Annotated in this window: 12 protein-coding genes; all 12 read right to left on the bottom strand. The window is 66.3% G+C overall.

The genetic code is table 11. From position 1 onward, the window contains the following. Position 1: 1 nt before the first annotated feature. Entirely contained in the window at positions 2 to 238 is a 237-nt protein-coding gene (acpP, locus tag VEW47_13850; protein ID HYS06266.1) for an acyl carrier protein, read from the bottom strand. Positions 239 to 343: 105 nt separating this feature from the next. Continuing rightward, positions 344 to 1093 (bottom strand): 3-oxoacyl-[acyl-carrier-protein] reductase, encoded by a 750-nt coding sequence (fabG, locus tag VEW47_13845; GenBank protein ID HYS06265.1) that lies wholly within the window; start codon positions 1091 to 1093, stop codon positions 344 to 346. Further along, positions 1090 to 2067 (bottom strand): ACP S-malonyltransferase, encoded by a 978-nt coding sequence (gene fabD, locus VEW47_13840; protein ID HYS06264.1) that lies wholly within the window; start codon positions 2065 to 2067, stop codon positions 1090 to 1092. Before fabD ends, fabG begins: the two co-directional genes overlap by 4 nt. Continuing rightward, positions 2064 to 3038, bottom strand: coding sequence for a beta-ketoacyl-ACP synthase III (locus tag VEW47_13835; protein ID HYS06263.1), 975 nt, complete (start codon positions 3036 to 3038; stop codon positions 2064 to 2066). Before VEW47_13835 ends, fabD begins: the two co-directional genes overlap by 4 nt. A gap of 10 nt (positions 3039 to 3048) precedes the next feature. Continuing rightward, a complete protein-coding gene (gene plsX, locus VEW47_13830; GenBank protein HYS06262.1) occupies positions 3049 to 4113 on the bottom strand; it encodes a phosphate acyltransferase PlsX in 1065 nt (354 codons plus the stop codon). A 115-nt stretch (positions 4114 to 4228) separates the two neighbouring features. Further along, on the bottom strand, positions 4229 to 4411 hold the full coding sequence (gene rpmF, locus VEW47_13825; protein HYS06261.1) for a 50S ribosomal protein L32: 183 nt from the start codon (positions 4409 to 4411) through the stop codon (positions 4229 to 4231). A 23-nt stretch (positions 4412 to 4434) separates the two neighbouring features. Beyond that, complete coding sequence (locus VEW47_13820; GenBank protein ID HYS06260.1) at positions 4435 to 4950, bottom strand: DUF177 domain-containing protein; 516 nt, start codon at positions 4948 to 4950, stop codon at positions 4435 to 4437. A gap of 91 nt (positions 4951 to 5041) precedes the next feature. Beyond that, positions 5042 to 6589, bottom strand: a complete 1548-nt coding sequence (locus VEW47_13815; protein ID HYS06259.1) for a DUF4388 domain-containing protein — start codon at positions 6587 to 6589, stop codon at positions 5042 to 5044. After that, a complete protein-coding gene (locus VEW47_13810; protein HYS06258.1) occupies positions 6586 to 7809 on the bottom strand; it encodes a response regulator in 1224 nt (407 codons plus the stop codon). Before VEW47_13810 ends, VEW47_13815 begins: the two co-directional genes overlap by 4 nt. Positions 7810 to 7822: 13 nt before the next feature. Beyond that, complete coding sequence (locus VEW47_13805) at positions 7823 to 9790, bottom strand: ATP-binding protein (protein ID HYS06257.1); 1968 nt, start codon at positions 9788 to 9790, stop codon at positions 7823 to 7825. A gap of 59 nt (positions 9791 to 9849) precedes the next feature. After that, positions 9850 to 11250 (bottom strand): sigma-54 dependent transcriptional regulator, encoded by a 1401-nt coding sequence (locus tag VEW47_13800; GenBank protein ID HYS06256.1) that lies wholly within the window; start codon positions 11248 to 11250, stop codon positions 9850 to 9852. 197 nt (positions 11251 to 11447) lie between these two features. After that, complete coding sequence (locus tag VEW47_13795) at positions 11448 to 12146, bottom strand: HAD family hydrolase (protein ID HYS06255.1); 699 nt, start codon at positions 12144 to 12146, stop codon at positions 11448 to 11450. Between the last annotated feature and the right edge of the window lie 36 nt (positions 12147 to 12182).

Below are 12182 nucleotides of genomic sequence, written 5' to 3'. Positions count from 1 at the left end.
CTCAGGCGTGGGTCTGGATGTACTTGATGGCGTCTCCGACCGTGTGGATCTTCTCGGCGTCCTCGTCGCTGATCTCGATCTTGAACGCCTCCTCCAGCGCCATGACCAGCTCGACCGTGTCGAGCGAGTCCGCCCCCAGATCGTTCACGAAGGAGGCCTCCGTCGTCACCTCCTCGGGGTCGACGCCCAGCTGCTCGACGATGATGCCTTTGACCTTCTCCTCGATGTTCTGCGCCATCTGCTCCCCTCCATGCGGGACGCCCTCGAATGCCCTGTTCCTGTCTGCGCCGTCCGGGCCTTCGTTTGACGCCGGAACGGCAGGCTGATTATTGTTCGCCCCCATTCACATGTAAAGACCGCCGCTGATGTTGAGCACCTCGCCGGTGATGTAGGAGGCGCCTGGCGTGAGGAGAAACGCCACGCCCGACGCCACGTCTTCGGCCGTCCCCAGCCGGCCGGCCGGGATGTGGTCCGACATCGTTTCGCGGGCCTCCGGCGCCAGCGCCCGGGTCATGTCGGTGTCGATGAAGCCGGGGGCCACCGCGTTCACCGTGATCGACCTCGACGCCACTTCCCGCGCCAGGGATTTCGTGAAACCGATCAGCCCGGCCTTGGACGCGCAGTAATTCGCCTGCCCGGGATTGCCCATGAGACCGACGACCGAGCTGACGTTGACGATGCGGCCGTAGCGGGCCCGCACCATCGCGGGCAGGACCGCGCGCGTCATCTCGAACGCGCCGGTCAGATTGACCGTGAGGACCCGGTCCCAGTCCGCCCGCTTCATCCTGAGGAGGAGCCCGTCGCACGTGATCCCGGCATTGTTCACCAGATGATCGACGCGGCCGAAGGCCTTCAGAGCATCCCCCGCGGCGGCGGAGATCGAGGCCGCGTCCGCGAGGTCGATGGCGATCGCCCGGCAACGCGCCCCCCGGCCCTCGCACTCCCGGGCGACGCGCTGAAGATCGTCCATGCCGCGGGCCAGGAGGACCAGATCGGATCCCCTCGACGCCAGCTCCAGCGCGATGGCACGTCCGATGCCCCGCGACGCGCCCGTGACGAAGCTGACGCGCTCCTTGAGCTCGTCCCCGCTCATTCCGTCCGTTCCCCCGCGTGTTCGAGCTCGGCGCAGGTCTTCAGGAGCGTCGCCTGGTCCTCCACGTTCAGGGGCGCCGAGCCGGGGATGGTCCGTCTGACCAGACCGGAGAGCACGCGCCCCGGACCGACCTCGAGCATGAGCTCCGCTCCCATCTCCTTGATCTTCAGGACGCTCTCGACCCAGCGCACCGGCCGGGTGACCTGGTCGACGAGAGCGGCCCGCAAGGCGGCGGCCCGGGTCTCCGGCTGCGCGGTCACGTTCAGGACCACCGGGAGTTCCGCGTCCCGGAACGGCAGATTCTTCAAGTCTACGGCCAGACGCTCGCGGGCCGGCGCCATCAGTTCACAATGAAACGGTGCGCTGACCGGGAGGAGGACGATTCTCTTCGCGCCACGCTTCCTGCCCAGGACGGCCAGCCGCTCCACGGCCGCCGCGCTCCCGGCAACGACGGTCTGGTCCGGCGCGTTCAGGTTGGCCGGCGCAAGGACCTCGCCATCCGACGCGTCGCGGCACAACGACTCCACCTGCTCCAGAGGCAGGCCCAGGACGGCGGCCATCGCCCCGGCGCCGACAGGCACCGCCTCCTGCATGTACTCTCCGCGACGTCGCACGGTCACGAGCGCGTCCTCGAACTCGAGCGCCCCTGCCGCGACGAGCGCCGAGTACTCTCCGAGCGAATGCCCCGCGGCGCACACGATCGAATCCCGCAGGCCGCCGGGGGCGTGCGCGCGCAGCGCCGCAAAACCGGCGACGCTCGCCGTCAGGAGCGCGGGCTGCGTGACGGCCGTGAGCTTCAGGGTCTCCTCCGGGCCCTCGAAACAGGTCCGGGTGAGCGGAAAGCCCAGGGCCCGGTCGGCGCGATCGAAGAGGTCGCGCGCCGCCGGCTCCGTCTCGTAGAGGGATCGCCCCATCCCCACGCTCTGGGATCCCTGGCCCGGGAACAGCAGGGCCACCCCCCGGACGGAGCTCACCAGCCCCACTTGCAGACGGCCGCGCCCCAGGTCAATCCGGTGCCGAACGCCGCGAAGAGAAGGTTGTCCCCCTTGTGGACGAGCCCCTTGCGCACGGCTTCATCCAGGGCCACGGGGATCGACGCCGCCGAGGTGTTGCCGACGCGCTCGATGTTCACATAGACCTGGTCCTCCCGCAGGCCGAGGCGACTGCCCACGGCGTCGATGATCCGGCGGTTCGCCTGGTGCGGGATGAACAGGTTGACGTCGGCGGGAGCGAGACCGGCCTTCTCGAGCACCGCGCGGGAGGCTTCCTCCATCGAGCGGACCGCCATTTTGAACGTTTCGTTGCCGCGCATGCGGATGAAGTGGCGTCTCTCGGTCACGCTCCGTTCCGACGCCGGTTCGCGCGTGCCGCCGGCCGGGACGTAGATGAAGTCCGCCATGCCGCCGTCGGCGTGCATCTCGGACGCCAGCACCCCGTAAGGGGCCGCGCCGGGTGTCAGGACCACGGCCCCCGCGCCGTCGCCGAACAGGACGCACGTCGTCCGATCGCGCCAGTCGGTGTACTTCGACAGGAGTTCCGCCCCGATGACCAGGACGGCGCGGTAGTCTCCCGTGGTCACGAAGCGGTCGGCGACGGCCAGCGCGTAGATGAAGCCGGAGCACCCCGCGGCCAGGTCGAAGGCGGCGGCCCCGGTCGCCCCCAGATTGTTCTGGACGATGCAGGCCGTCGCGGGGATCGGCATGTCGGGGGTGACGGTCGCGCAGATGATCAGGTCGACCTCCGAGGCCGGAAGACCGGCCGCCTGGAGCGCCGCCTCCGCGGCCCGCGTCGCGAATTGCGACATGTATTCGTCGTCCTGCGCGATGCGTCGCTCGCGGATTCCGGTGCGCGAGATGATCCACTCGTCCGAAGTATCCACCATCCTCTCCAGGTCGGCGTTCGTCAGGACACGCGCCGGCAGGGACGAGCCCGTGCCCCGGATCATGGCTCGCCTCTCACCGCGCGTCATCGAGACTCCCCAGCTTCATGTCGCCGGCGGCGTGGATCCCGCCGCCCACGCCGCGGCTCGCAGTCATCCTGAGGATCTCGTCGTGGATGCGATCATTCACCCGGTTCCTCACGAAATCCTGCGTCACGCGCACGGCGTTCTTGATGGCCCGCACGGACGAGCCGCCGTGACAGATGATCGCCGCCGCCCGCACGCCGAGGAGCGGCACGCCCCCGTACTCGGCGTAGTCGACCTTCTTACGGAAATTGCGAAACGCCGGGCGCGCCAGGAAGTAACCCACCTTGGCCAGCGACGACTTGGCGATTTCCTCCTTCATGAAATGAAGGATCGCCTCCGCGGCGCTTTCGACGGCCTTGAGGGAAACGTTCCCGATGAACCCGTCGCAGACGATCACGTCCGCCTTGCCGTTGAAGATATCCCGACCCTCGACGTTGCCGATGAAGTTGAGAGGAGCCTCCTTGAGGGCGCGAAACGCTTCCCGCGTGACTTCGTTTCCCTTGCTGTCCTCCTCGCCGATGCTCATCAGACCGACCCTGGGGTTCGCAACACCGAGCGCTTCGCGGGCGTAGAGGTGCCCCATCACGGCGAACTGCACGAGGTGCTCCGGTCTGCAGTCGATGTTGGCGCCGACATCGAGCCAGACCGACGGTCCCTTGAGGTTCGGAACGACCGCGCACAGGGCGGGCCGCTCCACCCCCTCCAGGACGCCGCAGATCATCTTGACGGTGGTCATCACCGCCCCCGTGTTCCCGGCGCTGACCACTCCCGCCGCGCGCCCATCGCGCACCAGGGTCGCGGCGATGCGGATGGAGGAGTCCTTCTTTCTCCGGAAGGCGGTGACGGGCGACTCGTGCATCTCGACGACTTCGCTGGCGTGGACGATCTCGATCGGCAGCCCGCGGGCGCGATGCTTCGCGAGCTCGGACTCGATCGCCTCACTCCGGCCCACCAGAATGAGCCGCGCCCCGTATTCACGCGCCGCCAGGACCGCGCCGGCCACGGGATTCGAGGGGGCGAAATCGCCTCCCATCGCGTCGATGGCGATCGACATCTCCACGTGTGCACCCTTCCCGGACGCGTGCGCCGGAACGGACCTGGCTGGAAGACCGGCCGGCGGTGGTGAGGCGGCTCGTGCGGGCCGGCGGTGCGGACGTCCGAACCCCGTCCTAGATCTCGCCGACCTCGATGACTTCCCTTCCCTTGTAGAACCCGCAATGAGGGCAGACCCGGTGCGGCAGCTTGTCCTCCTGGCAGTTGGGGCATTTCGAAAGGATCGGACGAGTGAGAGCGTCGTGGGCGCGTCTCTTGTCGCGGCGCGCGCGCGAGTGACGGCGTTTCGGATTCGGCATGCGAGCGTTCCTTCCCTGTGTCTCTAGAGGAGGTTCTTCAGGACCCGGAGACGAGGATCCTCGGTCCTCTGCTCCGCGCAGGCGCAGTCGCCGCCATTGAGATTGGTCCCGCAACGGGCACAGAGACCGAGGCAATCCGGGCGGCACAGCGGTTTGAGCGGCAGACCAAGATACACCTGCTCGGACAGGAGCGTGCCGAGATCGATCCGTGCACCGTCATAGTGGACGCGGGTGACCATGTCGTCGTCGATCCGATTCCTCTCTCCCGCCGCCCCGTCCGGTACGGTCGTGTAGAACAGGTCGAACGGCAGATCGAGGGGAAGCGAGTACTCCTCCAGGCACCTGCTGCAGGAGAGATGGGCCGACGCGCTGATCCGGCCGGAGAACGACAGGCCGTCCTCGCGCTTGCTCAGCTCGCCGCTCAGATGCACCGAATCGACCTGGATCCCTTCGGCCTCTCCGGAAGGAAGCCGAAACCCTTCTACCGAGCGCCCGATCGACAGCCCCTCGGGCCCTATCTCCTTTGTTTCTATGTACATGACGGTTCGGTCCAGGCGGACGGCGCATTATAGCACGCAGGAGATCTTTGTCAATTGTGCGGGGGACAAGGGTTTCGGGGAGGGGGTCGGTCTATTTCTTCTCGAGAGCGCGGAGCGACGCCAGGGCCTCGGCGTGGGTCGGGACGAGCTCCAGCGTTTTCTCGTACTCCCTCCTGGCCTTGGCCAGGAGCCCGTGCGATTCGTAGAAATGCCCCAGGGCCACGAAGTGGCCTGGATTGAACGGCTCGAGCTCCGCGGCGCGCAGGAACGCGGTTTCCGCCCTCTTCTGCCACCGGTAGTCGGGGTTGCGCATCAGGGCCTGCCCCAGGAGACCGAAGACTGCGGCGTTCCGATCGCTGTACGACGTGGCGAACTCGCAGTAGCGGATGCAGTCGAAGTAGTCCCCCATCTTGAAGTAGTCCCTGGCCTTGGTGAAGAACTGCTCGGCCATGCGGCTCTTCTCCTCCTCCATCGACTGCTTCTCGGTCTTGGTCAGCTCCTTGCGGAGCGACAGGCTCTCCAGGTCGAGGTTGACCACCTTCTCGGTCCCCTGCCCCGCGGCCCTGGCCGCGAACAGCTTCTCCGATCGAACCTTGAGAAACGCTTCGAGGAGGCGCGCTTCGATGATCTGCAGCTCTTCCCGGAGGTCCTGTTGAACCTTTTTCATGAAACGCGCGGGCTGGAATCGCTCCTTGCGCTCGAGGTAGGCCGTCTTCACGCGCTCCTGGGTCGCCTCCTCGGTGATCCCGAGGATCGTCTGAGGCGTCCCCTGCTGGGCCACCCTGTAGAAGTCCGTCACCTCCGACCGCTCGCGATCTTCGCGCTTCTTCTTCTCTTCCTCGCCGCGCACGAGGTCCCGGCAGCTGAGGGGGCCGGCCGAGATCGCAGGGGCGAAATTGACCAGGCCGAGAATCAGGAGTCCGAACAGGAACCGCGTCGCGGCCTCCTCGTCGGCCTGGGGCATCTGCGCCAGGACGTCGCGAACCTTCGCCTGACCGTCCACGCGTGAGAGGAGGAACCCTTCGATGGGCGCCAGCGTCAGGCGGTCGACCGGGAGATAGACCTGGTCCGACAGCCGCAGGGTCCGATCCTGCCGCACGAGAGCCTCGCGGATGGACTCGAATCCGACCATCGAGCGCAGGGCCCGGATGATCATCTCGAAGCTGACGACAACGTCGCTCTCCAGAAGCCCCGCGGTCACCGGTCCCTCCTCGAACCGGTACTCGATGTCGTCCCAGCGGAACAGGGCGGTGAGGATGCACTGCGCGAGATCGCGGTTGGCCTGCTGCAGCATCGGGGAGGTCAGGAGCCCCCGGCGCGCGGCGATTTCACCCACCTGACGATCGTCCAGGCCCTTCAGCGCCTCGGCCTCCTCCGCCTGCATCCAGCCGCGCTCGACCAGGACGGCGGCGAGAGTCTCGTCCGCCAGGGAGGAGGACGCCGTCATGATCATGCCGCGATCGAGGAGAATCCTCTTCTCCACGCCGCTGCGCGACAGGTGAAGCGTGCCGGTCTTCTCGTCCAGATAGAGGTCGCGGATGAGCTCGGCCAGCGCGGCGGGAGAGCAGAATCCCCGCGGCGTCTTCGGAGCCTCCGACAGATCGCTGCCGGCGGGGGCCGCGGCCGTGTCCGCGCTCATGCGGCCGTGGCCCCGGCTCGCGGCGCCCCGGCTTTTCCCTCCGAGGGACCCGCCAGAGCGAGGGAGATGAAGACGGTCGTGCCTTCTCCGGGCTTGCTCTTCAGCCAGATGCTGCCGCCGTGGCACTCGACCGCGAGACGGCAGAACGTGAGCCCCAGCCCGGAGTCGTAGAGCATGCGCTTGGAGGTGTCCGATTCGCCCCCCACGAACTTCTCGAAGATGCGCGGTTGCAGGTCTTCGGGGATGCCCTCGCCCGTGTCGCTGACCGTGAGAACCACCGCGTCCTCCTCCCGCCGGGCGTCGATGATCACCTGACCTCCGCCCGGCGTGTGCTTGAACGCGTTGTTCAGAAGGTTGGCGATGACGCGGCTGATCAATTCCCGATCCGCCAGCGGCGACGGCAGGTCCGGAGGGACCCGGTTCTCAACGCGAATGTTGTCGCGCGCGCTCAGCCCCGTCATCTCGTCCACGTTTTCCTGAGCCAGGTGACGCAGGGTGACGCGCTCCAGGTTGAGCGGCATTTTCTGCTCTTCGAGCTTGCCGATCTGCAGGATGTTGAGGATCATCCGCATCAGCTGCCGGGCGCTCTCCTGCGTGCGCTGCAGCAGTTCTTTGAGCCGCGCGGGGTTCACGGTCTCCTCGCTCATCTGGATGAGCTGCACGTTGCCCATGATGCTGGCGAGCGGGTTCTTGAGGTCGTGGACCACCATCTGCATCATCGATTCCTTGAACCCTTCCATCCGGATGAGCTTCTGGTTCTTCTTCTCGATCTCCAGGCGATTCTTCTCCAGCTCGTCGTGCAGGGCCTTGACGCGCAGGACCGAACGCACCTTCGCGAGGAGCTCCACCTTGTTGATCGGCTTGCTCAGGAAATCATCGGCGCCGTACTCCAGCGCCTGGACCTTGTCCTCGAGCGCGTTCAGGGCCGTGACCATGATGATCGGCAGGAGCCTTGTCTCGTAGCGGTCCTTGAGCCTCTGGCACAGCTCGAACCCGCTCATCCTCGGCATCATCACGTCGAGCAGGAGCATGTCGGGCGGCGCCGTCTCGACGAGGCGAAGTGCATCCTCGCCGTTGTAGGCTTTCACAACCTGGTATCCGCTGCCCCTCAGGATCGATTCCATCAAGCGCACGTTGCGCTGATCGTCGTCGACCACGAGGACGGTGCCGCTCCGTTCCGCGGGGGCGGACGGGTCATCGGCCGGAAGAGAGGTCTTCATCTGGTCCATCGCGTCAGTTCGTGTCCGGGTTGCCGCCGCGCTGCAGGAAGGCGGCGATTTGGCGCGGGAAGATGCCCGGCTCGATCGGCTTCGGGATGTATCCCGCGCACCCTGCCTCCTTCGCCCTGACTTCGTCTCCCTTCATGACATGCGCCGTCAGGGCGACGACGGGTATGTCGCGGGTCTCCGGGTTGTCCCTCAGGAGACGCGCCGCCCGGAGCCCGTCCATCCCCGGGAGCTGGATGTCCATCAATATGAGGTCGGGACGGATGAACTTCAAGGCATCCAGCGCCTCCTCCCCGGTCGTCGATTCCGCGACCCGATACCCGCTCGCCTTGAGGATGTCGCGCACCAGCTTGAGATTGATGGGATTGTCCTCCACCACGAGGATGAGGTCGCCCTGCCGATCGGCATCGTGCGTCAGCCGGGTGACACCCTCCGGCCTTTCGGAGAGAGAGGCCTCCTCGGCCTGGGGACGGGGGCTCAGGACGCCCGGGATGGTGAAGGTGAAATCGCTCCCTTCGCCGAAGCGGCTCTCGAGCGTCACGCTCCCCCCGTGCATCTCGACAAACTTCTTCACCAGCGTCAGGCCGAGCCCCGTGCCCTGGTATCGGCGGGCGTACGAGCCGTCCACCTGGGTGAAGGCCTGGAAGATGCGCTCCTGGTCCTCGTCCTTGATGCCGATCCCCGTGTCGATCACAGACACCGCGAGCCGGTCCACCACGCGCCGGGTCCGAAGAGTCACGCGCCCGCCGGGATGGGTGAACTTGACGGCATTGCTCAGGAGATTGTTCATGATCTGCTTGACCTTGTTGCGGTCGGCGCGCACCTCGAGCGCAGAGTCCTCGACATCGAGGACGATCTCGATGTGCTTGCGTCCGGCTTCGACACGAAGCAAAGCCATCGCCTCCTCGCAGACCGGTCCGATCTCGAACTCTTCGGCGCTCAGCTTCATCTTGCCGGCCTCGATCTTCGACAGGTCGAGGATCTCGTTGATCAGCTCCAGGAGATGCCGCCCGCTCGACAGGATGTCCGCGACGTAGTCCTTCTGGTCCTCGCCGAGAGTGCCGGAGCCGGTGTCGAGCAGGAGCTCGGAGAACCCGATGACCGCGTTCAGGGGCGTGCGCAGCTCGTGCGACATGTTGGCCAGAAACTCGCTCTTGAGTGAATTGGCGCGCTGCAGCTCGAGGTTCGATTCCTGCAGCTTCTGGTTCACGACCTCCAGCTCCTGCGTGCGCTCCTTCACCTTGCGCTCGAGGTCGGCGTTCATCCGCTCGATGTCCTCGAGGTGCTGCTTCTTCTCCTCGAGCTTGTCCAGATACAGCTTGTACGAGTAGTAGATGAGCACGCAGAACGGCAGCGACAGGACGAACGAATAGATCCCGAAGCGCTGCAGGAAGTACGACATCCCGAGGGCCAGGGACCCGCCCGCGAAGAAGGACGGGGCCGACCACAGGAAGTTTTCGTGCCACACCTTGAACAGGTTCAGGCGCCCGCTGAGCGCCACGACCCCGGAGATGCTGTAGGTGTTGACCAGGTAGAAGACCAGCGTGGCGACCATGAGAGCGACCATCGGTACCACGCCGCCGCCCTGAGCGCTGCCGCCGAAGAGCACGTAGGTCCGGCAGGTGGCGAAGGTGGTGACCACGAACGAGGAAATATTGAAGAGCGCGCGGTAGAACTCCATCCTGGGCGTACGGATGAAGCACAGGCTGGCGATGCAGAGGATCGAGATGAGCACCGCGTTGGCCGTGCCCAGCAGGATCATCGTGGCCAGGATGAAGGGATGCGAAATCGACATCTCGACGCGCATCCCCAGGTGCACCGTGTGCGGCGCCATGACGGCGCCGATCAGGGCCAGCATCAGGAACTCGGTGTCGAAGGTGAGGGTGCCGCCGTGCAGGACGCCCAGCAGGATCAGCAGCGCGGCCGCGTAGGTCGCCAGGATGTAGAACCGGGTGCCCGGGTTGAGGTCTTTCATGCCCGCGTCTCCGGCCCCGGCGCGGACAGGCGCGCCTCCCACCGGCGGCGCACCTCCACTCAGTTCACCGGGCTCCGACCGATGTCGTACTTCTTGAGCTTGCTGTACAGGCTGGAGCGGTTGATGCCGAGCACGGAGGCCGCCAGCTTCTTGTTCCAGTTGCACTCGGCGAGTGTCTTCAGGATGTACAGGCGCTCGTTTTCGTGCAGGGAGAGCTTCACCTCGGCGCTTTCCGTGGTCCCGTCCTTCAGGTTCGGCGGCAGGTCGCTGATCTCGATCAGGTCCCTCTTGGAGAGGATCACGGTGCGCTCGATGACATTCTCCAGTTCGCGGACGTTGCCGGGCCAGGAGTACCGGGTCATCACGTCCATCGCGTCGCTGCTGAACCCGCGCATGCTCTTGCCGATCTTCTTGGCGACCTGTTCCAGGAACTCCATGCCCAGGATCGGAATGTCCTCCACCCGTTCGCGGAGAGGGGGAATGTGGATCGGAATCACGTTGAGGCGGTAGAACAGGTCGTTCCGGAAGCTGCCCCGCTCCATGCCCTCCTGCAGGTTCTTGTTCGTGGCGGCGATGACGCGCACGTCGACCTCGACGGTGTCCTCGCCTCCCACTCTCTCGAAGCGGCGCTCCTGCAGGAAGCGCAGGAGCATGAGCTGGGTCGCCGGGGAGATGTCGCCGATCTCGTCCAGGAAGATCGATCCTGTATCGGCCAGCTCGAAGCGGCCCTTTTTCTGCTTCACCGCGCCGGTGAACGCCCCCTTCTCGTGACCGAAGAGCTCGGAGTGAAGGATCCCCTCGGAATAGACCGCGCAGTTCGCCTCCACGAACGGCCGGTCGGCGCGCGGGGAGTTGTAGTGCAGGATGCGGGCCAGAAGGCCTTTCCCCGTGCCGCTCTCGCCCATGACCAGCACGGTCGAATCGGTGGCGGTCACCTCCTGGAGCACGTCGTGGATCTGTTTCATCTTGGGACTCTTGCCCAGGATGGCGCTGAACGTGTGCTGACTCTGCAGATTGCGTCTGAGCTCGAAGTTCTTCACCTTCTCCGACTGCAGCTCCTCCGCCGCGCGTCTGCGCTCGTATCCCATCTGCTTGATCTGCGCCGCCTTGTCCGCCAGGGAGAGGAGATCCTCCTCGGTCACGGGCTTGCGGAGATAGTCGTACGCTCCCTTGCGCAGCGCCACGATGGTCGCGTCGACCTCCGGATGGGCGGCGGACACCGCCACGGGCGTTTCCGGAGACGCTTCCTTGAAGCGCGCCAGCGCATCGAGCCCGCCCATGTCCGGCAGATCGTGGTCGACGATCACCAGGTCGAAGCTCTGCGCCTTCAGACGCTCCAGCGCCATTGCGCCGCGGTCCACCGCGACGACCCGGTGCCCGGCGCGCGTCAGCGCGCCCGATTCGGCGCGCACCGCCTCGCTGTTCGCATCGACGATCAGGATGTTGGCCTTGGGTGTCACGCTCCCCTCCGCAAGTGTCCAGAAGACCAGCAAGAACCGTTCCACGGGACACGGAGGGGAGAGGCGACGGAAGGCCCGCTCTATGAGACCCTTGCGGAGATCACGAACTCGAAACCGGCGGGCCGGGTCACGGGCCACGACGATTTTCGTAGCGGCGATGACGGAAAGTGTAATTCCGCGTTGTCCGTATGTCGCGCTCAGGGGCCGGGCCTGACCAGGGCCAGCACACGCGTCAGGTCGTCGACGGAGGCATCGAAGGTGAGACTCTCACCCTTGCGGAACGGTCCCGGCCGGAGCGGACGCACGATTCGCACCGCCTCCATCCCCAGAGCGCGGGCCCCGTCGAGCTCGAACCCGTTTCCGTCCCCGACGAAGAGACAGTCGGCCGGCCGAACCCCGAGGGCCCGGCACGCGAAGAGGTAGATGCGGGGGTCAGGCTTCAGGACACCGACGCGGAACGAGAAGACCAGGCGATCGAAGTGGCGCGCCAGGTCCAGCCGCTCCACCAGGAGAGCGGCCGTGGACGAGGCGTTGCTCACCAGGCCGAGCCGCAGCCGCCGGTCGCGGCGCAGCGGTTCGAGCGTGGGCAGAACGTCGGGATAGAGCGACGTGATCGTGGTCATGCGCTCCTCCAGGAGAGCGGCGCGCGCGAGCGTGGGGTCGGCCGGATGCACCCCGCAGTCCAGGGCGGCCTGCCGCAGCCGCGCCGTGAAATCGGGAAGCTCTCCCCTTTGGGCCCGGTCGCTGAGATCCGTCCAGGCCGCGATGAACCGCTCGGGATCGACACCCAGGAGACGGGCCTCTTCCCTTTTCCCCTCGAGATAGGCCTCCGAATCGATCCGCACGAGCGTGTCGAACAGATCGAAGAGCACCGCGCAGTGCGTGCCTTTGAGCATGAACACCTCCGCGGACGCCGGGGTCGAGGCGCGGCC

The sequence above is a fragment of the Candidatus Dormiibacterota bacterium genome (assembly GCA_035635555.1).
In the GTDB taxonomy this organism is placed as follows: Bacteria; Acidobacteriota; Polarisedimenticolia; order Gp22-AA2; family Gp22-AA2; genus Gp22-AA3.
The sequence above is the reverse complement of the archived record's forward strand: the minus strand, read 5'-3'. Positions and strand labels throughout refer to the sequence as shown.

Excerpts from the sequence above, each read along its gene's own strand:
- acpP (HYS06266.1), bottom strand. The coding sequence starts at position 238 with ATGGCGCAGAACATCGAGGAGAAGGTCAAAGGCATCATCGTCGAGCAG.
- fabG (HYS06265.1), bottom strand. The coding sequence starts at position 1,093 with ATGAGCGGGGACGAGCTCAAGGAGCGCGTCAGCTTCGTCACGGGCGCG.
- VEW47_13835 (HYS06263.1), bottom strand. The coding sequence starts at position 3,038 with ATGATCCGGGGCACGGGCTCGTCCCTGCCGGCGCGTGTCCTGACGAAC.
- plsX (HYS06262.1), bottom strand. The coding sequence starts at position 4,113 with ATGTCGATCGCCATCGACGCGATGGGAGGCGATTTCGCCCCCTCGAAT.
- rpmF (HYS06261.1), bottom strand. The coding sequence starts at position 4,411 with ATGCCGAATCCGAAACGCCGTCACTCGCGCGCGCGCCGCGACAAGAGA.
- VEW47_13820 (HYS06260.1), bottom strand. The coding sequence starts at position 4,950 with ATGTACATAGAAACAAAGGAGATAGGGCCCGAGGGGCTGTCGATCGGG.
- VEW47_13815 (HYS06259.1), bottom strand. The coding sequence starts at position 6,589 with ATGAGCGCGGACACGGCCGCGGCCCCCGCCGGCAGCGATCTGTCGGAG.
- VEW47_13810 (HYS06258.1), bottom strand. The coding sequence starts at position 7,809 with ATGAAGACCTCTCTTCCGGCCGATGACCCGTCCGCCCCCGCGGAACGG.
- VEW47_13805 (HYS06257.1), bottom strand. The coding sequence starts at position 9,790 with ATGAAAGACCTCAACCCGGGCACCCGGTTCTACATCCTGGCGACCTAC.
- VEW47_13795 (HYS06255.1), bottom strand. The coding sequence starts at position 12,146 with ATGCTCAAAGGCACGCACTGCGCGGTGCTCTTCGATCTGTTCGACACG.